Here is a 19,695-nt window from a genome sequence, read left to right on the forward strand (position 1 = left end):
GCCACGTGGATACGCGGACCCAACGAAAAACGCCGCCCGAAGGCGGCGTTTTTCATTCCGTCACTTACCGCCGAGGCGTTCCCACAGGAAGCTGTAGGCCAGCGCCGACATGTGTGCGGCCTGCGCGTTGTTGGCGGCGCCGCCGTGGCCACCTTCGATGTTCTCGTAGTAGGTCACGTCCTTGCCGGCGTCGATCATCTTCGCCGCCATCTTGCGGGCATGGCCCGGATGCACGCGGTCATCGCGGGTGGACGTGGTGAACAGCACCGGCGGGTACTTCTTCTTCGCATCGAACAGGTGGTACGGCGAGAAGGTCTTGATGAACTCCCAGTCGCTGGTATCCGGGTTGCCGTACTCGGCCATCCACGATGCGCCTGCCAGCAGGTGGTTGTAGCGCTTCATGTCCAGCAGCGGCACCTGCACCACCACCGCACCGAACAGCTCCGGGTACTGGGTCAGCATGTTGCCGGTCAGCAGGCCACCATTGCTGCCGCCCTGCACGCCCAGGTGCCTGGCGCTGGTGATCTTGCGCTTGACCAGATCGCGCGCCACCGCGGCCATGTCTTCATAGGCCTTGTGGCGGTTCTGCTTCAGTGCCGCCTGGTGCCAGCGCGGCCCATACTCGCCACCGCCACGGATGTTGGCGACCACGTACACGCCGCCCTTTTCCAGCCAGGCGCGGCCCATGCCACCGGAATAGCTCGGGGTCAGCGAGATCTCGAAGCCACCGTAGCCGTACAGCAGGGTCGGATTGGAACCGTCCAGCTTCATCGCCCGATCGTGCACAACGAAGTACGGCACGCGGGTGCCATCCTTGCTGGTGGCGAAGTGCTGCTCGATCACCTTGCCCTTGGCATCGAAGAAGGCCGGCATGGTCTTCAGCGTTTCCGGGGCCTGGCCGATCTCGGCCAGCGCCAGCGTGGTCGGGGTCAGATAGTCGGTGGCCGTCAGCCACACCGCGTCGCTGTCATTGCTGTCGACCGCAGCCACCCCCAGCGTGCCGAAAGCCGGTGCACCAACGAAGCGGCTGGTCTGCCAGCCATTGGCGCCCGGCGTCAGCACCGACAGGCGGTTCTTGACGTCGTCCAGCACGTTCAGCACCAGATGGTTCCTGGTCCAGGTGGCGCTGGCCAGCGAGGTGGTCGCGGTCGGGGTGAACAGCACGTCGAACTCGCGCTTGCCGGCCAGGAAGTCATCCAGCTTGGTGGCCAGCAACGAACCGGGCGCATAGGTCTTGCCCCCGACAGTCCACGGATCACGCAGCTCCAGGGTCAGCCATTGCTTGTGCAGGCCCTTCTCGGCCGAATTCGGCGCGTCGATCTTGGTCAGCGTGCCATCGTCACCGCGCAGATAGATCTCGTTGTTGTAGAAGGCGAGCGTGCGGCTGACCAGGTTGCGTTCGAAGCCCGGAGTGTCATCGTGCGTCGCCGCGATGTACATGTCTTCCGGCTTGCCTTCGTAAACCGTCGTGGCCGAGGCCATCGGAGTGCCACGCTTCCACAGCTTGGCCACGCGCGGGTAGCCGGAGGTGGTCATCGAGCCGGCACCGAAGTCGGTGTAGACGAACACGGTATCGCGGTCGATCCAGTTGAGGCCGCCCTTCGACTCCGGACGGAAGAAGCCATCCTTGATCCAGGTCTTGTTGGCCAGGTCGAATTCGCGGGTGACGTCGGCATCGGCGCCGCCGCGCGACAACGCGATCAGGCAACGGCTGTAGTCCGGGCGCAGGCAATCGGCGCCGTGCCAGACCCAGTTCTCACCCTCGGCCTTGTTCAGTGCATCCAGGTCGAGCACGGTTTCCCACTGCGGCGAGGCCTTGCGGTATTCGGCCAGGGTGGTGCGTCGCCACAGGCCACGCTCGTGCTGCTGGTCCTTCCAGAAGTTGTAGTAGTAGTCGCCGATCTTCTGCACGGCGGGAATCTTGGCATCGGAGTCGAGCACCTCGCGGATGCTGGCTTCCATCTGCTTGAATGCCGGGGTCTGCGCAAGGCGCGCCTCGGACTTGGCGTTCTGTTCCTTGACCCAGGCCAGCGGCTTGTCGCCGGTTACGTCTTCGAGCCAGGCGTAACGGTCGGTGTCTTCAGCGGCCACGGCGGTCCCCACCGAGGCAGCGGTCATCATGCCAGCCAACAGGCAGGCGGAAGCGAATCGTGACATTGCAGCTCCAGGCAGTCATAAGCCCTGGAACGCTAGCATGGATCACCGCTGTCGCCCCCGTGTCGAAGGTCAGGCCGCGGCGGTGGCGCCCCGACGGCGGCGGGCCGCACCGCCACCGCGTCGGTCCGCCTGTCCACCGGTGTGACGCGCCCGCCGCAGCCACGACAGGCGAGGCAACGGGAAGCGCAGCAGCGCCCACCAGGCCACCAGCGGCATGCCCACCAGCCACATCGGCAACCAGCCCAGCCATGCGCTGCTACCACGCGCGGCCGGCCAGACCAGGACCAGTGCCACACCGGCCAGGGCCAACTGCCGCACGCTGCGCAGCAGGCGCGGGTCGGCACGTTCAAGGCTGACGCGTTCAGCTGCAGGGCGACGGACGGAACGTGCGTTCATGGGGCTTCTCCGGTAGACAGTGCAACACAGCTTGGTCAATGCCCTTCTCAAAGGCTGCGACACCATTGACGGATCGCGCACGCTCAGTCGACCATGCTCACGCAAAGCCCTCCTGAGCCCGCTCCCGCATGACTTCGATCCGCCCGCTCTGCGCCATGCTCTTGGCCCTGTCCCTGGCGGGCCCCGCCGTGGCCGCCAGCGAGCCGCCATCGCCCCGTGCCAGCGCCCCACGCGTCGCCGACCCGGATGCGCCGATCGACCTGAAGCGCTTCATGGGTACCTGGTACGTGATTGGCCGCGTGCCGAACTTCGTCGAGCGCGGCCATGTGGCCAGCGTCAACGAGTACGAACTGCGCGACGCGCACAAGGTCGGCATCACCTACCGCTATCGTGATGGCTTCGGCGAACCCCTGCAGGAGATCCGCGCACGCGCCAGTGTCGATCCGGACAGCGGCAATCACGGCTGGCGCACCTGGTTCTATCGCGTGGTGCCTACCCATTCACGGGTGCTGGAAGTAGCACCGGATTATTCCTGGGCACTGATCGGCTACCCGGGCCGCGAGATGGCCTGGATCTTCTCGCGCACACCGGACATGGACAAGGGCCTCTACAAGGAACTGGCCGAGCGCCTGCGTGACGAATACGGGGTGAACACCGACAAGCTCAAGCGTGTGCCACAGCGCCCGGAGCAGGTCGGCAAGCTGGGTTACGAAGTACCCAACGTGCGTTGAGAGAGCGCCGGGCGCAGATGTAGTGCCGGCCGCTGGCCGGCAGCTCCGGCACACCTGGAGCAGCGCATCGTTGCCGGCCAGCGGCCGGCACTATCTGAGGCGGGCTACTTGCGGGTGTAGTGCGCGACCAGGCGGTCGCCGAGCATCTGCAGCAGCTGCACCAGGATCAGCAGCACCACCACGGTAACCAGGGCCACGTCGGTGCGGTTGCGCTGGTAGCCTTCGCGCAGCGCCAGGTCGCCCAGGCCGCCGGAACCGATCGCGCCGCCCATGGCAGTGAAGCCAACCAGAGCAACGGTAGTGACCGTGGCGGCGGCAATCAGGCCCGGCCGCGCCTCGGGAAGCAGCACCCGGGTGACCAGTTGCCAGGTGGTGGCACCCATCGACTGCGCGGCCTCGACCACGCCGCGGTCCACTTCGCGCAGCGCGGTTTCCACCAGGCGCGCGTAGAACGGCGCCGCACCGATGACCAGCGCCGGCAACGTGCCGAGCACGCCGATCGACTGGCCCATCAACCACAGCGACACCGGGATCAACACCACCATCAGGATGATGAAGGGTACCGAACGCAGCAGGTTCACCACGATCGCCAGCGCGCCATAGGCCAGTGGCCGGCGTTTCATCTGCGGCGCGCCGAACACGTACAGCAGCACGCCCATCGGCAGGCCGATGGCCAGGGTAAGCGGCAGCGAGCCGGCCATCATCAGCAGCGTCTCGAGGGTGGCCTTGCCGATATCCACCCACTTGTCCGCATCCAGGTGGCGGAAGAAGCCGCCGGCAGTAGCGATGATCATCGACGCAGTTCCTCAACGTGCACGCCGGCGGCCACGAACGCGGCCTGCGCGGCGGACTGGTCACCGCCCACCAGGGCGACGACCAGCTGGCCATACGGGGTGTCCTTGATCCGGTCGATACGGCCGGACAGGATGTTGTAGTCGACCCCGGTCTGCCGCGCGACGCTGCCGAGCAGGGGTTCGTAGGTGTCGCCACCGAGGAACGTCAGCCGCACGATGCGGCCACCGACGGCATCGAAATCGCGATGCAGCGCACCTTCGTCCATGTGCTCCGATTCGCTGACGAAACGGCGCGTGGTCGGATGCTGTGGATGCAGGAATACCCGGGTGACCGGCCCGGTCTCGACCATCTGGCCGGCGTCGAGCACGGCGACGCGGTCGCAGACGCGGCGGATCACGTCCATCTCGTGGGTGATCAGCACGATGGTCAGGCCCAGCTCGCGATTGATCTTCGACAGCAGCGACAGCACCGATGCCGTGGTCTGCGGATCGAGCGCACTGGTGGCCTCGTCGCACAACAGGATCTGCGGACGCGTTGCAAGTGCGCGGGCAATGCCGACGCGCTGCTTCTGGCCACCGGACAGCTGCGCCGGATACTTCTGCGCATGCGCTTCCAGGCCAACGGTCTGCAGCAGCTCGACCACGCGTGCGTCGATCTCCGCCTTCGGCGTGCCGGCCAGCTCCAGCGGGAAGGCGACGTTGCCGGCCACCGTGCGCGACGACAGCAGGTTGAAGTGCTGGAAGATCATGCCGATGCGCCGGCGCAGCGCGCGCAGGCCGTCCGCGTCCAGTGCGGTGACATCCTCGCCACCGATCAGCAGACGCCCACCACTGGGTTCTTCCAAGCGGTTGATCATGCGGATCAGCGTCGACTTGCCGGCGCCGGAATGGCCGATGATGCCGAATACCTCACCGGCCTCGATGGTCAGGTCCAGCGGCTGCAGCGCGCTCACTGCGCGGCCGGCAACGGCATAGGATTTGTGCAGGCGCTGGAACTCGATCACGGGCGTGGCTCACCGGCTGGGTGACGGAAGGGGGCGTGCAGCCTACCAGCGCAGGCGGTCGCGCGCCCGCGCCATGGGCCAGAATGTTATTCCTTTTGGTTCTAAGCCGCTGCCCGCGGTAGCGCCGGCCGCTGGCCGGCACCTGCAGCGGTCCCTCCGGCGCGAGGGGTTGCCGGCCGCCGGCCGGCCCTACCCCGGCTCAGGGGTGGTCCAACGGCTTCGGCGGCTCCTGCCGGTTCACCCGCTCGCGATGCAGCAGGTACAGGCCGGATGCAACGATGATCGCCGCCCCCACCCAGGTATAGCCATCGGGCAGCTGGCCCCAGAACGCCAGGTCCCAGCCGATCACCCAGACCAGCCCGCTGTACTCCAGCGGCGCGATCATCGAGGCCTCGCCCAGCTGGAAGGCCCTGGTCAGGGCGATCTGGCCCAGCGCTCCGGCCAGGCCCATGCCGCCGATCAGCGGCGCATGTGCCAGTTGCAGTGGCACCCAGCCGGGAAGGGCCAGCAGGCCGGCACCGATGGCCATGATCACCAGGAACCAGACCACCATCGACTGCGAGGTATCGGTGCGGGTCAGCAGGCTGACCGTGATCGCGGCTACGGCATAGGCGGTGGCCGCGGCCAGCACCATCAGCCCAGGCACCGAAATGAAGCCGTCCACGCCCGGCCGCAGCACGACCAGCACGCCGACCAGGCCGATGCCGATGGCCACCCAGCGCCGCGGCCCGACCCGTTCGCCCAGCAGCGGCACCGACAGCGCAGCGATCAGCAGCGGGGCAACGAAATAGATGGTGTAGGCAGTGGACAGCGGCAGGTCGCGCAGGGCGAACACGAAGCAGCCGATCATCGCCATGCCCAGCGCACCACGCAGCAGGTGCAGCCCCCAGCGGCGCGGCACCAGTGAACGCGGCCCGGCGCTGGCCAGCACCCAGACCAGCACGAACGGCAACGAGGCCGCGCCGCGCAGGAAGGTCACTTCCAGGGTGGGATAGCTGGCCGACAACTGCTTCATGCCGGCGTCCATCAGCGAGAAGCAGGCGACCGCAGCGACCATCCAGGCCACTGCGCGCGAGGGAGAGCGTTGCACGTTCATGGCCCATTATCGCCCGGTCGTCGCTTTCTGTAGAGCCGAGCCCACGCTCGGCTGCTCTTCACAAAGCAGCCGAGCGTGGGCTCGGCGCTATAAAGGGCGGGCATAGGGCCCTCGCGATAGAATGGCTGCCACTGAATCCTGCGGAGCATCGCCATGCCTTCCTTCGACGTCGTGTCCGAAGTCGACACCCACGAACTGACCAACGCCATCGACCAGGCCAACCGCGAACTGGCCACCCGCTTCGATTTCAAGGGCGTGGATGCCAAGTTCGAGCGCGATGGCGATGTGATCAACCAGTTCGCCCCGACCGAGTTCCAGCTCAAGCAGATGAACGACATCCTGCGTGCACGCCTGGCCGCGCGCGGCATCGATGTGCTCAGCCTCGAATTCGGCGACATCGAGACCAACCTGGCCCAGGCCCGGCAGAAAATCACCGTCAAGCAGGGCATCGAGCAGAAGGTCGCCAAGAAGATCGCCGCTGCGCTGAAGGAGGCCAAGCTGAAGGTTGAAAGCCAGATCAATGGCGACAAGCTGCGCGTGCAGGGCAAGAAGCGCGATGACCTGCAGGACGCCATCGCCGTGCTCAAGGCCGGCAAGTTCGAGCTGCCGCTGCAGTTCAACAATTTCCGCGATTGATCTGGCCGCCGGGCATGGCCCGGCGCCGGCACCTGCGGTACGACGGCGCGTTGCAAGCGACGCGCCTACAATGTCCGCCCCGCCAGCCGACGTGCCCGCCATGACCGACGCCCAACTGCCCACCGAGGACCCGATCGCCGCCACCCGCCTGTGGCTGGAACGCATCGTCATCGGCCTGAACCTGTGCCCGTTCGCCAAGGCGGTGTATGTGAAGGACCAGGTCCGCATCGTGCTCAGCGATGCGACCACCACGGAAGCCCTGGTTGAGCAGCTGGCCGAGGAACTGGTCCTGCTGCGCGATACGCCGGCCGAGCAGATCGATACCACGCTGATCGTGCATCCGCAGGTGCTGACCGATTTCCTCGACTACAACGACTTCCTCGACAACGCCGATGCGGCGATCGAGGCACTGGACCTGCAGGGCATCCTGCAGGTGGCCAGCTTCCATCCGGACTACCAGTTCGAAGGCGTGGCGCCGGGCGATGCCAGCAACTACACCAACCGTGCGCCCTTCCCCACCCTGCACCTGCTGCGCGAAGACAGCGTGGCGCGCGCGGTGGACGTCTATCCGGATCCGGATGTGATCGTCGAGCGCAACATCCAGACCCTGGACCGCATCGGCGTGGACGGCTGGCATCGCCGCCTGCGTGGCGAAGACCTGTCGTGAGCACGGTACCGCCGGTTGCCGCTTGGCCGGCCGCGCCGCTGTCGGGCAAGGTGGTGCTGGTCACCGGCGGTGCCAACGGCATCGGCCGTGGCATCGCGCAGGCCGTGCTCGGCGCCGGTGGCCGCGTGCTGATCGGCGACCTCGACATGGAGGCCGGCGAGGCGTGCCTGGCGGAATGGCAGCGTGGTGAGGATGCCGTGTTCCAGCGCCTGGACGTCACCGACGAAGCCAGCGTACGCGCCTTCATCGCCGTGGCCCTGCAGCGTTTCGGCCGCATCGACGGGCTGGTCAACAACGCGGGGATTGTCAGCCCGCACGGCACGCTGCTGCAGGACATGGACTGGGACGAGTGGCAGCGCCGGCTGTCTTCGCTGCACGGCGCGTTCCTGTGCAGCAAGCATGCGTTGCCGGCGCTGACCGCCAGCGCCGCCGGTGCGATCATCAACATCGCCTCGACCCGCGCCTGGCAATCCGAAGCGCACAGCGAGGCCTATGCGGCGGCCAAGGGTGGCCTGGTGGCCTTCACCCATGCGCTGGCGATCAGCGCCGGCCCGGCGGTGCGGGTGAACAGCATCAGCCCGGGCTGGATCGGCACCAGCGAGTGGCAGGCACCCTCACGGCGACACGCACCGGAGTATTCGGCCACCGACCATGCGCAACACCCGGTCGGCCGCGTCGGCCAGCCGGAGGACATCGGTGCGTTGGCCGTATACCTGCTGTCATCACTGTCCGGTTTCAGCACCGGCCAGGATTTCATCGTCGACGGCGGCATGACCCGGAAGATGATCTACGCCGAATGACCCACCACCGGTAGTGCCGGCCGTTGGCCGGCGTTCCGGTAGATCCATGCCATGCGTGGAGGGCGGTGAAGTGCCAACCAAGGTTGGCACCTACCCGACGCCTTACGCCATGCCCGAGTGACGCAGCAGCGCGTCGATCTGCGGTGCACGGCCGCGGAAAGCCCTGAAGTTCTCCGCCGCCGGGCGGCTGCCACCGCGCGACAGGATCTCATCACGGAAGCGTGCACCGGTTTCCGCCAGTGCCTGTGGCGCTTCCTCGAACGCGGCATAGGCGTCGGCGCTGAGCACCTCGGCCCACTTGTAGCTGTAGTAGCCCGCGGCGTAACCGCCCGCAAAGATGTGGCTGAACTGGTGCGGGAAGCGGTTCCAGGCCGGCGGGTGGTTCACCGCCACTTCCGCGCGCACGCGGTCGAGCAGCGCCAGCACGCTGTCCTGCGCTGGCTCGAACTGGCTGTGCAGCAGCATGTCGAACAGGCCGAACTCCAGCTGGCGGACGGTGGCCATGCCGCTGTGGAAGTTGCGCGCGGCCAGCATGCGCTCGTACAGCGTGCGCGGCAGCGGCTCGCCACTGTCCACGTGCGCGGTCATCGCCTGCAGGTGGTCCCATTCCCAGCAGAAGTTCTCCATGAACTGGCTGGGCAGCTCAACCGCATCCCATTCCACGCCGTTGATGCCGGCCACGCCCAGTTCGCCGATGCGGGTCAGCAGCTGGTGCAGTCCGTGGCCCATCTCATGGAACAGCGTGGTCACTTCGTTGTGGCTGAAGGTGGCCGGCTTGCCGTTGGCACCCCGGCCGAAGTTGCACACCAGGTAGACCAGCGGCGTCTGCACGCTGCCGTCGCCGCGCACGCGACGGTTGCGGCAATCATCCATCCACGCCCCGCCGCGCTTGCCCTCGCGTGCGTACAGGTCCAGGTAGAACTGGCCGACCAGCGCGCCCTGCGCATCGACCAGGCGGAAGAAGCGCACGTCTTCGTGCCAGACCGGCGCGCTGTCCTCCTGCACATGCAGGCCATACAGCTGCTCGATCACCGAGAACAGGCCGCCCAGCACCTTCGGCTCGGTGAAATACTGCTTCACCTCCTGCTCGGAATAGCTGTAACGCGCCTGCTTCAGGCGGTCGGCGGCGAACGCCAGGTCCCAGGCCTGCAGGGCATCGATGCCCAGCTGCTCGCGTGCGAACTGCTCCAGCTCGGCGCGGTCCCTGGCCGCGAACGGCTTGGCGCGCGAGGCCAGGTCACGCAGGAAACCGAGCACTTCGGCCGGGTCCTGCGCCATCTTGGTCGCCACCGAGTAATGGCCGTACGAATCGAAGCCGAGCAACGCAGCCAGTTCGGCGCGCAGGGCCAGGATGCGGTCGATGTTGCCGCTGTTGTCCAGTGCGTCATCGCCGAATTCGGACGCACGCTGGGCGCTGGCGCGGTACAGGATCTCGCGCAGGTCGCGGTCCTCGCCCCAGGTCTGCACTGGCAAGTAGCACGGCATCTGCAGGGTCAGTTTCCAGCCGGCCTTGCCGTCCTTCCGTGCTGCGGCATGCGCGGTGGCCTTCACGTCTTCCGGCAGGCCCTTCAGCCGCGCTTCGTCTTCGATGATCAGCGACCAGGCATCGGTAGCGTCGAGCACGTTCTGCGAGAACTTCGCCGACAGCGCCGACAGTTCGTCCTTGATCGCAGCAAAACGCTGCTGGGCCTCGGGCGCCAGCTCGGCGCCGCCCAGGCGGAAGTCGCGCAGGGTGTTGTCCAGCACCTTGCGCTGGGCTTCATCGAAATGCGCCGCCTCCGGGCTGGCGGCCAGCGCCTGGTACTGCCGATACAGCGCCAGGTTCTGCCCCAGCGCACTGGCGAAGCGGGTCACCCGCGGCAGGTTGCTGTTGTAGGCCTCGCGCAGTTCCGGGGTGTTGACCACGCCCTGCAAGTGGCCGACCAGGCCCCAGGCGCGCCACAGTCGCTCGGTCGCGTCGTCCAACGGGGTGACGAAGGTCTCCCAACGCACCGGCTGCACCTGCTCGGCCGCGCTGACGGCGGCTTCGGCCTCGGCCAGCAGCACATCCAGCGCCGGCGCGACGTGCTCGGGGCGGATCGCCTCGAAGCGCGGCAGGCCGGAAAAATCGAGCAGGGGGTTGGCAACGGTCACGGCAGATCTCCAGGATACGGGCCCGGCACCCGGGCAGCCCTCCAGATATGGCGCTGCCGGGCGCGGCTGACAAGGGGGCACGGCATTCACATCGGCCTTACGCGCGCCCCCCGAAGCTCTGGATGCGGGGGAGTCCGCAGCGGCACGTACCGAACGAGGCCCCACATGGAAGGTCTGGCTGCAGTTGCATCCGCCTCACCGGCGCGGTCGCTGGCACTGTCTGCCAGCGCGGCCGAACTGGCCTGGATCGCCGCGCTGTGCGATGCCGGCGACGACGCCCCGCGCCACCTGCAGCAGTTGCAGGCGGTGCTGCAGCAGGGCGGCACGTTCAATGAAAGCCAGGAGTGGTACCCGTTCGAAGTGATCGAGCGCGGCGCCAGCCAGCTGCAGCTGGGCCATGAGCGCGAGTTCGTGATCTGCGTGCTGCTGTGGTTGCAGGCATTGGCCCAGGGCCGCGCCAGCATCCTGGATCCCACCCTGCACCTGGATGACCGCGCGATGGACATCGAGGCCTTGCCCGATGCACTGCGCGACGCGGTGCTCGACGCCTTCACCGCAGCGGGTTACTGAGACACCGTCGCGGACGCCGACATGGCCCGGCGACAACGTCGGCCGTCCTACAACGCTTCCAGGCTGCACCACGGCAATTCGGGCAGTCCCTGCCCGGCCACCGCAGCGGCCAGCTGTGCGTCGGCGCCGTCGACATCAATGCCCTGGCGCGCGTACCACGCCGGATCGTAGTAGCTCTGCGCATAACGCTCGCCGCTGTCGCACAGGATGCTGACGATGCTGCCCTGGTGGCCCGCCTCGCGCATCCACTGTGCCGCCTGCAGCACGCCGATGAAGTTGGTGCCGGTGGAGCCACCGACGCGTCGGCCGAGCTGGCGGCTGACATGGCGCATCGCAGCCAGGCTCAGCGCGTCGGGTACCTTGACCATCGCATCGACGCTGGTCGGGATGAAGCTCGGCTCCACCCTTGGCCGGCCGATGCCTTCCACGCGCGAACCACCACTGCAGGTCAGGTCGCGCCAGTCCTGTTCACCGGCCACGGCGGCCCGGTAGCCGTCGAAGAACACCGACACTTCCGGGTCCGCGCACAGGATGCGGGTGTCGTGGCGGCGGTAGCTGACATAGCGGCCCAGGGTGGCGGCGGTGCCGCCGGTGCCGGGGCTGCACACGATCCATTCCGGAACCGGGCTGGGCTCTTCGGCCATCTGCTTGAAGATGGACTCGGCGATGTTGTTGTTGGCACGCCAGTCGGTCGCGCGCTCAGCGTAGGTGAACTGGTCCATGAAGTGGCCACCGGTTTCACGGGCCAGCTTTTCCGAATCACAGTTGAGGTCGCAGGCGCGTTCGACCAGGTGGCAGCGGCCGCCTTGGAACTCGATCGCGGCGATCTTTTCAGGCGAGGTGGTGGCCGGGATCACCGCAATGAACGGCAGGCCGAGCAGGCGCGCGAAATAGGCTTCGGACACCGCCGTCGAGCCGCTGGACGCTTCGATCACCGGTCGCCCTTCGCGCAGCCAGCCATTGGCCAGCGCATACAGGAACAGCGAGCGCGCCAGCCGGTGCTTGAGGCTGCCGGTGGGATGGCTCGACTCATCCTTCAGGTACACATCGATGCCCTCGAACCCGGGCAGCGCCAGCGGGATCAGGTGGGTATCGGCGGAGCGGTTGAAATCGGCTTCAATCTTGCGGATGGCGGCGGCCACCCATTCACGCTGCGACATGGCGGGCAATCGTTGTCAGGACGGAACGGTGCGATCCGGCCATTGTACGTCGCGGTACCGTCAGGTGCTGGCCGGTAGAATGCCCCCATCCGGCCGGCAACGGCCCTGTCTGAAGGACCTCCCCCCATGACCATTCCCGCCCTGCGCGATGTCCCCGGCGTCGCCGCCCAGGCCCCGGCCGAAACCACCGGCTTCGTGTTCAACCACACCATGCTGCGTGTGAAGGACATCACCGCCTCGCTGGACTTCTACACCCGCGTGCTCGGCTACCAGCTGATCGACAAGCGCGACTTCCCGGAGGCCCAGTTCAGCCTGTACTTCCTGGCCTACCTCCCGGCCGGCGTGGTGGTACCGGAAGACGACAGCCAGCGCCGCGTGTGGATGGCCGGCCTGCCGGGCGTGCTGGAACTGACCCACAACCACGGCACCGAAACCCAGGACGGCGCGGTCTACCACGACGGCAACAGCGACCCGCGCGGCTTCGGCCACATCTGCGTGTCGGTGCCGGACATCGAGGCGGCCTGCCAGCGCTTCGAGGACCTCGGGGTAACCTTCCAGAAGCGGCTGACCGACGGTCGCATGAAGAACCTGGCCTTCATCAAGGACCCGGACGGCTACTGGGTCGAGATCATCGCCAACGTCTGACCCGGAAAGGGGCACAATTCCGGTAGCGCCGGGCCATGCCCGGCGGCCTTGAGCAGGCCGCGCTGCGCGCTCGCCGGGCACGGCCCGGCGCTACCGACTCCGTCCCCTTTTTGAAGAGGTTCGTATGGAAACGATGGAACTGCACCGTGGCCGCCTGATCGACCACATCCAGCTGGTGGTGCGCGACCTGGCCGCCAGCCGCCGCTTCTACCAGGCAGTGTTCGATACGATCGGCATCCCACTCGGCGGCGAAGGGCCGGACTTCTTCTGGGCCGACGAGCTGTTCATTTCCAGCGCCAGCAGCCGTGCCGCCGCCGGCCAGCTGACCGGCCGCCATCATCTAGCCTTCCAGGCCCGCGACAGCGCCACGGTCGATGCCTTCCACACCGCTGCCATCGCCGCCGGTGGCACAGACAACGGTGCACCGGGCGAGCGCCCCTACCACCCGGGCTACTACGGCGCCTTCGTGCTCGACCCCGATGGCAACAACATCGAAGTGGTCTACCACGGCCCGGCGAACTACAGTGCCGACTCGGTGAAGGTGACGTTCTGACTTCACCGACGCCGTGAACGAAGAAGCCGGGCAATGCCCGGCTTCTCTGTTTCCAGCGCTGCAGCCCTCAGTGGGCGGCCATGTAGATGTCCTGCAGCACGGCCTTTTCCAGTTCCAGCTCGCCCAGCAGGTTCTTCACGATATCGCCCAGGCTGAGGATGCCGACCAGCTGGTTGCCGTCGGTCACCATCAGGTGACGGCGACGCGAGTACGTCATCAGCGACATGGCCTGCTTCAGCGTGGCGTCCGGCGCAATGCCCTCCAGGCCCGTGGACGGCAGGCTGGAAATCACCCGGCGGCCGGCCTGCGGGCCATCGTCGGCCAGGGTGCGCACGATGTCCTTCTCGGAGATGATGCCGACCGGGGCATCGTCCTTCATCACCACCAGCGCAGCGATCCTGTTCGCGCTCATCTTGTGGGCGGCGGCACCGATGGTGTCTTCGGCATCGATGGTGATGACAGCTTCTTTCTTGGATTGCAGGAGTTCGCGGACGTTCATTCTTGTTTCCTGGTGCAGGTCACTGAAGTCAAAAAAGTGTGCTCTTCCGATACGCCCCCTCCCCGGGAACAGACCTTTCAGCGCACGTCTGGCGCACCCGTCTGCCGCATGGGAGGCATCGGCAGACGACGTGCTGCAACGCGAACGAGGTGGGGGTTCAACCGCTCAACCCGGACCTCGGTCAAATCGATTCTACGACTGCGACCATCGGTCACTACCGGCATCGATAGGACAGTTCGTCGTGGGAACCAGCTGACGATCCAGAGAATGGCACCGCGGCTGAAACCGCCGCTGAATACAAGCGCAGTTGCGCATTAAAGATTGATTGCCCGCTGCCGACAGCGGACAGAACACCCGGCGGCAATCCCACTTCGCACTGTCCGGCCAAACGAAAGGGCCCACGCGGGGCCCCTTCGCTTGCAGCATCCAACCGGAGCGATGGGTATTACTCCACCGTCACGCTCTTGGCCAGGTTGCGCGGCTTGTCCACGTCGGTGCCGCGTGCCAGCGCAGTGTGGTAGGCCAGCAGCTGCACCGGGATGGTGTGCACGATCGGGCTGAGCACGCCGGCGTGGCGCGGGGTGCGAATCACGTGCACGCCTTCGGACGCGTTGAAGTTGCTGTCCTGGTCGGCGAACACGAACAGCTCGCCGCCACGCGCGCGCACTTCCTGCATGTTCGACTTCACCTTTTCCAGCAGGCTGTCGTTGGGGGCGATCACCACCACCGGCATATCCTCGTCCACCAGCGCCAGCGGACCATGCTTCAGCTCACCTGCCGGGTAGGCCTCGGCGTGGATGTAGGAAATCTCCTTGAGCTTGAGCGCGCCCTCCAGCGCGATCGGGTAATGCAGGCCACGGCCCAGGAACAGCGCATTGGACTTGCGCGCAAAGCGTTCGGCCCACGCCGCGATCTGCGGTTCCAGGTTCAGCGCGTGCTGCACGCTGCCCGGCAGGAAGCGCAGCTGCTCCAGGTAATCCGCTTCCTGCGCCGCGTCGATGCGGCCATGCAGCTTGCCCAGCACCACGGTCAACTGGAACAGCGCGGCCAGCTGGGTGGTGAAGGCCTTGGTCGAAGCCACGCCGATCTCGGCGCCGGCACGGGTGTAGCAGACCAGCTCGCTGGCGCGCGGAATCGCGCTTTCCGGCACGTTGCAGATCGACAGCGTGTGCTTGTGGCCAAGCGCCTTGGCGTACTTCAGTGCCTCCATCGTATCCAGCGTTTCGCCGGACTGGGAAATGGTCACGACCAGATGCTTCGGGTTCGCATAAGCGGCGCGGTAGCGGTACTCGCTGGCAATCTCCACGCTGCACGGCAGGCCGGCGATGGCCTCGATCCAGTAGCGCGCGGTCAGGCCTGCGTAGTAGCTGGTGCCGCAGGCAATGATCTGCACGCCCTCGATGCCCGACAGCACCGCCTCGGCGTTCTTGCCGAACAGCTCGGCCGGGAAGCCACCGGCGTCGATCGCCGCTTCGATGGTGTCGCCCAGCGCACGCGGCTGTTCGTGGATTTCCTTCTGCATGAAATGGCGGTACGGACCCAGCTCCAGCGAGGCCAGCGACACATCGGACAGATGCACGTCGCGCTCGACCGGCTGGTCATGCTCGTCAAAGATGCGCACGCCATCGCGACGGATCTCGGCGGTGTCGCCCTCTTCCAGGAAGATCACCTTGCGGGTGGCCGAGATCACCGCCGAGACGTCGGAGGCGACGAAATTCTCGCCCTCGCCCAGGCCGATCAGCAGCGGGCAGCCCATGCGCGCGCAGACGAAGCGCTCCGGCTCGGCGCGGCTGACCACGGCCAGCGCATAGGCACCGGTCAGCTCTTTCACCGTGTGCTGCAGCGCCACCAGCAGGTCATCGCCGTCCTTCAGGTGGTGGTGGATGAGGTGGGCGATGACTTCGGTATCGGTCTGCGACTCGAAGGTGTAGCCCAGCGCACGCAGCTTCTCGCGCTGCTCCTCATGGTTCTCGATGATGCCGTTGTGCACCAGCGCCACGCCATGGCTGATATGCGGATGCGCGTTGGCCTCGGTGACACCACCGTGGGTGGCCCAGCGGGTGTGGCCGATGCCCAGCACCGCATTGAAGCCCTCTGCCTCGGCCGCGGTGGCCATTTCCAACACACGACCGGTACGACGCACGCGGCGTACATCGCGGCGCTCATCCTGGTCGACTACCGCAATACCCGAGGAATCGTAACCACGGTATTCAAGACGCTTCAGCCCCTCGATCAGTACCGGCACCACGTCGCGATCAGCGATCGCACCCACGATTCCACACATGTCACGCGTTTCCTTGAAGACGATCGGCGCATTCTAGCCCGCGCGTCCGGCGTCGCCCTCCTGTCCGCTTAATGAAAGTGTCCGGAAAGGTGTCCGCGGACACCCGGACACTTCGCCTCCTCATCCAACCTATTGAACCAAAAGGAAATAAGGTTGGCACGCAACCTGCTTGGTACTGGTTACCACCGTCAGGCACGCATCCGATGATCCGCGACACCTCCGCACAGGACCAGATCGTTTCCACCGCCCCGGCCGGCACCTCCCGCGTGGCCTGGCACCGCTATCGCTGGCCGGCGCTGGGTGCCATCGCGCTGCTGGCGGGCATCGGCTGGGCGGTACATGCCTGGTCCAATGCCAGCCGCTCCTTCGACAGCAGCCGCGTGCGCATCGCCGAAGTGAAGCGCGGCGACCTGGTGCGCGACATCGCCGCCGACGGCCGCGTGATCGCCGCCAACAGCCCGATCCTGTATGCCATCTCGGCCGGTACCGTGGACCTGAAGGTGGTCGCCGGTGACGTGGTCAAGAAGGGCCAGGAGCTGGCGATCATCGACAGCCCGGAACTGCGCAGCAAGCTGGCCCAGGAACAGGCAACGCTGGCCGGGCTGGAAGCCGAGGCCAGCCGCGCCGCGCTGGACGCGACCCTGGCCCGCGCCAAGTCCCGCAAGGAAACCGACCAGGCCACCATCGAGCGTCAGGCCGCCGACCGTGACCTGCAGCGCTACCAGCGCGGCTACGACGGCGGCGCGGTACCGCAGATCGACCTGGCCAAGGCCAAGGATTCGCTGAAGAAAGCCGACATCGCCCTGGCCAACGCCACCACCGATGCGCGCCTGCAGAGCCAGGGCGCCGACCTGGATGCCCGCAACAAGCGCCTGCTGGCCGACCGCCAGAAAGCGGTGGTGGCCGAAGTGCAACGCCAGGTCGATGCGCTGACGCTGCGCGCGCCCTTCGATGGCCAGGTTGGCCAGGTGCAGGCCGTGCAGTCCACCAACCTGGCCGCCAACGCGCCGGTGCTGGGCGTAGTCGACCTGTCCAAGTTCGAGGTCGAGATCAAGGTGCCGGAGAGCTTCGCCCGCGACCTGGCGATCGGCATGCCGGCCCAGCTGACCGGTGGCAACGGCCAGCCGTTCCCGGGCGAGATCAGCGCAGTATCGCCGGAAGTGGTCAACGGCGAGGTCAACGCCCGCGTGCGCTTTGCCAGCGCGCAGCCCGAAGGCCTGCGCCAGAGCCAGCGGATGTCGGTGCGCGTGCTGCTCGATACCCGCAAGGACGTGCTGAAGGTCGAGCGCGGCCCGTTCGTCGAACAGGGCAACGGCATGGCCTACGTGATGGATGGCCGCACCGCCGTGCGCCGTCCGGTGGAACTGGGCGTCAGCAGCCTGGGCGAAGTGGAAATCAAGTCCGGTGTGCAGCCAGGCGACCGCATCGTGGTCTCCGGCAGCGACCTGTTCAAGGACGCCGAACGCGTCTCCGTCAACTGACACCTGATACCTGAATCCTGGAGAGAGGACACCCCATGTACATGCTCGAAATGCGTTCGGTCGCCAAGGTCTTCCGTACCGAACAGGTGGAGACCCACGCTCTGCGCTCGCTGGAACTGCAGGTCAAGGAAGGCGAGTTCGTCGCCGTCACCGGCCCGTCCGGTTCCGGCAAGACCACGTTCCTCAACATCGCCGGCCTGCTGGAAACCTTCACCAGCGGTACCTACCTGCTGGACGGGCAGGATGTGAGCACGCTGGGCGACGACGCACGCAGCCGCCTGCGCAACCAGAAGATCGGCTTCATCTTCCAGGGCTTCAACCTGATTCCCGATCTGAATCTGTTCGACAACGTCGACGTACCGTTGCGCTATCGGAAGATGAGCGCCAACGAGCGCCGCGAGCGCATCGAGAAGGCGCTGACCCAGGTCGGCCTGGGTTCGCGCATGAAGCACTACCCGAATGAGCTGTCCGGCGGCCAGCAGCAGCGCGCGGCCATCGCACGCGCCCTGGCCGGCAGCCCTCGCCTGCTGCTGGCCGACGAACCGACCGGCAACCTGGATACGCAGATGGCGCGCGGCGTGATGGAACTGCTGGAGGAGATCAATGCCGCCGGCACCACCATCGTGATGGTCACCCATGATCCGGAACTGGCCGCGCGTGCGCAGCGCAACGTGCACATCGTCGATGGCCAGGTCACCGACCTGGTGCGCGAACCGGTGCTGGCCACCCCGCCGCGCCACATCGTCGCCGTCAACGAGTGAGGGGCCGGCCATGTTCGCCTACTACGCCCGACTGGCGGTGCGCAGCTTCCGCCGCAACAAGGTCCTGACCGCGCTGATGGTGGTGGCCATCGCCCTCGGCATCGGTGCCTCGATGACCACCCTGACCGTGTTCCATGTGCTGTCCGGTGACCCGATTCCCGGCAAGAGCGACCGGCTGTTCTACGTGCAGCTCGATGCCGCGACCGGCGCCTATGTCGCCGGGGAGGAACCGGAAACCCAGCTGACCCGCTTCGACGGTGAAGCGCTGCTGCGCGAGGCCAAGGGCGAGCGCCAGGCGCTGATGAGCGGCGGCGGCGGCACCATCGAACCGGACAACAGCACCCTCAAGCCCTTCAGCATCGACACTCGCTGGACCTCGGCCGATTTCTTCCCGATGTTCGAGGTGCCGATGCAGTACGGCCGCCCCTGGACGCGCGAGGACGATGAAGGCCGCGCACGCGTGGTGGTCATTTCCAAGGCGCTCAACGACAAGCTGTACCAGGGCGCCAACAGCGTGGGCCGCGACCTGCGCATGGAAGGCCAGAGTTACCGCATCGTCGGCGTGATGAAGGAATGGAGCCCGGAGCCGCACTTCTACGACCTGACCACCGGCAGCTACGGCAAGAACGAAGACCTGCTGCTGCCGATCTCCACCTCGTTCGACCTGAAGCTGGGCAGCAACGGCAACATGAACTGCTTCGGCGAGAATCCCGATGGCAACAGCTACTCGCTCAACGCGCCCTGCGCGTGGCTGCAGTACTGGGTGGAGATGGACCCGGCCAAGGCCACCGACTACCGCCGCTACCTGGAGAACTATTCGAGCCAGCAGCGCCAGGCCGGCCGCTTCAAGCACCCGCCGAACGTGCGCCTGCGCACCGTGATGGAATGGCTGGACTTCAACGGCGCGGTGCCCAGCGACGTGCGCCTGCAGCTGTGGCTGGCACTGGGTTTCCTGGGTGTCTGCCTGGTCAACACGGTGGGCCTGCTGCTGGCCAAGTTCCTGCGCCGCAGTGGAGAGATCGGCGTGCGCCGCGCACTCGGTGCCAGCCGTGGCCAGATCTTCCTGCAGTGCCTGGTGGAAGCCGGCGCGGTCGGCGTGGTCGGGGGCGTGCTGGGCATCGGCCTGGCCCTGCTCGGCCTGTTCGCGGTGCGCCAGCAACCGGTGGAGTACGCAAAGCTGGCCCACCTGGACGGCAACATGCTGCTGCTCGCGCTGGGCCTGACCCTGTTCGCCAGCCTTGCCGCCGGTTTCCTGCCTGCCTGGCGCGCCATGCAGGTCACTCCGGCCATCCAGCTCAAGTCGCAGTAAGCAATCGAACGAGGACTCC

Annotated in this window: 19 protein-coding genes; 10 read left to right on the forward strand and 9 right to left on the reverse strand. The window is 66.7% G+C overall.

Annotated elements, in window-relative coordinates:
* Positions 1 to 60: 60 nt before the first annotated feature.
* Positions 61 to 2,157, reverse strand: coding sequence for a prolyl oligopeptidase family serine peptidase (locus ACTXG9_RS09325; RefSeq protein ID WP_111098347.1), 2,097 nt, complete (start codon positions 2,155 to 2,157; stop codon positions 61 to 63).
* 69 nt (positions 2,158 to 2,226) lie between these two features.
* Positions 2,227 to 2,553: a hypothetical protein gene (locus ACTXG9_RS09330; protein WP_021203893.1), complete on the reverse strand. Its 327-nt coding sequence runs from the start codon at positions 2,551 to 2,553 to the stop codon at positions 2,227 to 2,229.
* Positions 2,554 to 2,681: 128 nt separating this feature from the next.
* Here ACTXG9_RS09330 and ACTXG9_RS09335 point away from each other — a divergent pair, with 128 nt between their 5' ends.
* The gene (locus tag ACTXG9_RS09335; protein WP_019660709.1) at positions 2,682 to 3,284 is read left to right on the forward strand and encodes a lipocalin family protein; all 603 of its coding nucleotides are present in this window, start codon (positions 2,682 to 2,684) and stop codon (positions 3,282 to 3,284) included.
* 104 nt (positions 3,285 to 3,388) lie between these two features.
* Here the strand turns inward: ACTXG9_RS09335 and ACTXG9_RS09340 are convergent, their stop codons facing one another.
* From ACTXG9_RS09340 to ACTXG9_RS09350, 3 genes are all read right to left on the reverse strand, one after another.
* Entirely contained in the window at positions 3,389 to 4,078 is a 690-nt protein-coding gene (locus tag ACTXG9_RS09340) for a methionine ABC transporter permease (protein WP_021203892.1), read from the reverse strand.
* Positions 4,075 to 5,082 (reverse strand): methionine ABC transporter ATP-binding protein, encoded by a 1,008-nt coding sequence (locus ACTXG9_RS09345; protein WP_021203891.1) that lies wholly within the window; start codon positions 5,080 to 5,082, stop codon positions 4,075 to 4,077. The genes ACTXG9_RS09340 and ACTXG9_RS09345 overlap by 4 nt, the downstream gene beginning before the upstream one ends.
* A gap of 199 nt (positions 5,083 to 5,281) precedes the next feature.
* Positions 5,282 to 6,178 (reverse strand): DMT family transporter, encoded by an 897-nt coding sequence (locus tag ACTXG9_RS09350; protein ID WP_019660712.1) that lies wholly within the window; start codon positions 6,176 to 6,178, stop codon positions 5,282 to 5,284.
* Positions 6,179 to 6,331: 153 nt separating this feature from the next.
* On the opposite strand from ACTXG9_RS09350, the gene ACTXG9_RS09355 reads away from it, so the two are divergent.
* The 3 genes from ACTXG9_RS09355 (at position 6,332) to ACTXG9_RS09365 (ending at position 8,281) form a co-directional block, all read left to right on the forward strand.
* Entirely contained in the window at positions 6,332 to 6,814 is a 483-nt protein-coding gene (locus ACTXG9_RS09355) for a YajQ family cyclic di-GMP-binding protein (protein ID WP_049411069.1), read from the forward strand.
* A 100-nt stretch (positions 6,815 to 6,914) separates the two neighbouring features.
* On the forward strand, positions 6,915 to 7,481 hold the full coding sequence (locus tag ACTXG9_RS09360) for a DUF1415 domain-containing protein (RefSeq protein ID WP_134729982.1): 567 nt from the start codon (positions 6,915 to 6,917) through the stop codon (positions 7,479 to 7,481).
* Positions 7,478 to 8,281 (forward strand): SDR family oxidoreductase, encoded by an 804-nt coding sequence (locus tag ACTXG9_RS09365; protein ID WP_329866090.1) that lies wholly within the window; start codon positions 7,478 to 7,480, stop codon positions 8,279 to 8,281. The genes ACTXG9_RS09360 and ACTXG9_RS09365 overlap by 4 nt, the downstream gene beginning before the upstream one ends.
* A 102-nt stretch (positions 8,282 to 8,383) precedes the next feature.
* Here ACTXG9_RS09365 and ACTXG9_RS09370 read toward each other — a convergent pair whose 3' ends face one another.
* On the reverse strand, positions 8,384 to 10,414 hold the full coding sequence (locus ACTXG9_RS09370) for a M3 family metallopeptidase (RefSeq protein ID WP_456115794.1): 2,031 nt from the start codon (positions 10,412 to 10,414) through the stop codon (positions 8,384 to 8,386).
* A 165-nt stretch (positions 10,415 to 10,579) separates the two neighbouring features.
* On the opposite strand from ACTXG9_RS09370, the gene ACTXG9_RS09375 reads away from it, so the two are divergent.
* Positions 10,580 to 10,984, forward strand: a complete 405-nt coding sequence (locus tag ACTXG9_RS09375; protein ID WP_111098352.1) for a hypothetical protein — start codon at positions 10,580 to 10,582, stop codon at positions 10,982 to 10,984.
* Positions 10,985 to 11,031: 47 nt separating this feature from the next.
* On the opposite strand, the gene ACTXG9_RS09380 is transcribed toward ACTXG9_RS09375, so the two are convergent.
* Positions 11,032 to 12,144, reverse strand: a complete 1,113-nt coding sequence (locus ACTXG9_RS09380) for a PLP-dependent cysteine synthase family protein (protein WP_019660717.1) — start codon at positions 12,142 to 12,144, stop codon at positions 11,032 to 11,034.
* Positions 12,145 to 12,270: 126 nt separating this feature from the next.
* Here ACTXG9_RS09380 and gloA point away from each other — a divergent pair, with 126 nt between their 5' ends.
* The gene (gene gloA / locus ACTXG9_RS09385; RefSeq protein ID WP_111098353.1) at positions 12,271 to 12,789 is read left to right on the forward strand and encodes a lactoylglutathione lyase; all 519 of its coding nucleotides are present in this window, start codon (positions 12,271 to 12,273) and stop codon (positions 12,787 to 12,789) included.
* Between the two features lie 124 nt (positions 12,790 to 12,913).
* Positions 12,914 to 13,342, forward strand: coding sequence for a VOC family protein (locus tag ACTXG9_RS09390; protein WP_019660719.1), 429 nt, complete (start codon positions 12,914 to 12,916; stop codon positions 13,340 to 13,342).
* 67 nt (positions 13,343 to 13,409) lie between these two features.
* Here ACTXG9_RS09390 and ACTXG9_RS09395 read toward each other — a convergent pair whose 3' ends face one another.
* On the reverse strand, positions 13,410 to 13,841 hold the full coding sequence (locus ACTXG9_RS09395; protein WP_014648481.1) for a CBS domain-containing protein: 432 nt from the start codon (positions 13,839 to 13,841) through the stop codon (positions 13,410 to 13,412).
* A gap of 445 nt (positions 13,842 to 14,286) precedes the next feature.
* Positions 14,287 to 16,125: a glutamine--fructose-6-phosphate transaminase (isomerizing) gene (gene glmS / locus ACTXG9_RS09400; RefSeq protein WP_111102116.1), complete on the reverse strand. Its 1,839-nt coding sequence runs from the start codon at positions 16,123 to 16,125 to the stop codon at positions 14,287 to 14,289.
* Positions 16,126 to 16,328: 203 nt separating this feature from the next.
* Between glmS and ACTXG9_RS09405 the strand changes: the two genes are divergently transcribed.
* From ACTXG9_RS09405 to ACTXG9_RS09415, 3 genes are read left to right on the forward strand one after another with little or no spacing between them, the layout of a single operon-like run.
* On the forward strand, positions 16,329 to 17,606 hold the full coding sequence (locus tag ACTXG9_RS09405) for an efflux RND transporter periplasmic adaptor subunit (protein ID WP_111102117.1): 1,278 nt from the start codon (positions 16,329 to 16,331) through the stop codon (positions 17,604 to 17,606).
* 35 nt (positions 17,607 to 17,641) lie between these two features.
* Entirely contained in the window at positions 17,642 to 18,367 is a 726-nt protein-coding gene (locus tag ACTXG9_RS09410) for an ABC transporter ATP-binding protein (RefSeq protein WP_014648484.1), read from the forward strand.
* A gap of 10 nt (positions 18,368 to 18,377) precedes the next feature.
* Positions 18,378 to 19,676 carry an ABC transporter permease gene (locus ACTXG9_RS09415; protein WP_019660722.1) on the forward strand — a complete coding sequence of 433 codons (1,299 nt, stop codon included), beginning with the start codon at positions 18,378 to 18,380 and terminating at the stop codon, positions 19,674 to 19,676.
* Positions 19,677 to 19,695 lie beyond the last annotated feature (19 nt).

It is taken from the genome of Stenotrophomonas maltophilia group sp. LNF247, from assembly GCF_054083135.1.

What these genes read in the sequence shown, in the direction of transcription:
- ACTXG9_RS09325 (WP_111098347.1), bottom strand. Translation starts at nt 2,157, where the DNA reads ATGTCACGATTCGCTTCCGCCTGCCTGTTGGCTGGCATGATGACCGCT.
- ACTXG9_RS09330 (WP_021203893.1), bottom strand. Translation starts at nt 2,553, where the DNA reads ATGAACGCACGTTCCGTCCGTCGCCCTGCAGCTGAACGCGTCAGCCTT.
- ACTXG9_RS09335 (WP_019660709.1), top strand. Translation starts at nt 2,682, where the DNA reads ATGACTTCGATCCGCCCGCTCTGCGCCATGCTCTTGGCCCTGTCCCTG.
- ACTXG9_RS09340 (WP_021203892.1), bottom strand. Translation starts at nt 4,078, where the DNA reads ATGATCATCGCTACTGCCGGCGGCTTCTTCCGCCACCTGGATGCGGAC.
- ACTXG9_RS09350 (WP_019660712.1), bottom strand. Translation starts at nt 6,178, where the DNA reads ATGAACGTGCAACGCTCTCCCTCGCGCGCAGTGGCCTGGATGGTCGCT.
- ACTXG9_RS09355 (WP_049411069.1), top strand. Translation starts at nt 6,332, where the DNA reads ATGCCTTCCTTCGACGTCGTGTCCGAAGTCGACACCCACGAACTGACC.
- ACTXG9_RS09360 (WP_134729982.1), top strand. Translation starts at nt 6,915, where the DNA reads ATGACCGACGCCCAACTGCCCACCGAGGACCCGATCGCCGCCACCCGC.
- ACTXG9_RS09375 (WP_111098352.1), top strand. Translation starts at nt 10,580, where the DNA reads ATGGAAGGTCTGGCTGCAGTTGCATCCGCCTCACCGGCGCGGTCGCTG.
- ACTXG9_RS09380 (WP_019660717.1), bottom strand. Translation starts at nt 12,144, where the DNA reads ATGTCGCAGCGTGAATGGGTGGCCGCCGCCATCCGCAAGATTGAAGCC.
- gloA (WP_111098353.1), top strand. Translation starts at nt 12,271, where the DNA reads ATGACCATTCCCGCCCTGCGCGATGTCCCCGGCGTCGCCGCCCAGGCC.
- ACTXG9_RS09390 (WP_019660719.1), top strand. Translation starts at nt 12,914, where the DNA reads ATGGAAACGATGGAACTGCACCGTGGCCGCCTGATCGACCACATCCAG.
- ACTXG9_RS09395 (WP_014648481.1), bottom strand. Translation starts at nt 13,841, where the DNA reads ATGAACGTCCGCGAACTCCTGCAATCCAAGAAAGAAGCTGTCATCACC.
- glmS (WP_111102116.1), bottom strand. Translation starts at nt 16,125, where the DNA reads ATGTGTGGAATCGTGGGTGCGATCGCTGATCGCGACGTGGTGCCGGTA.
- ACTXG9_RS09405 (WP_111102117.1), top strand. Translation starts at nt 16,329, where the DNA reads ATGATCCGCGACACCTCCGCACAGGACCAGATCGTTTCCACCGCCCCG.
- ACTXG9_RS09410 (WP_014648484.1), top strand. Translation starts at nt 17,642, where the DNA reads ATGTACATGCTCGAAATGCGTTCGGTCGCCAAGGTCTTCCGTACCGAA.
- ACTXG9_RS09415 (WP_019660722.1), top strand. Translation starts at nt 18,378, where the DNA reads ATGTTCGCCTACTACGCCCGACTGGCGGTGCGCAGCTTCCGCCGCAAC.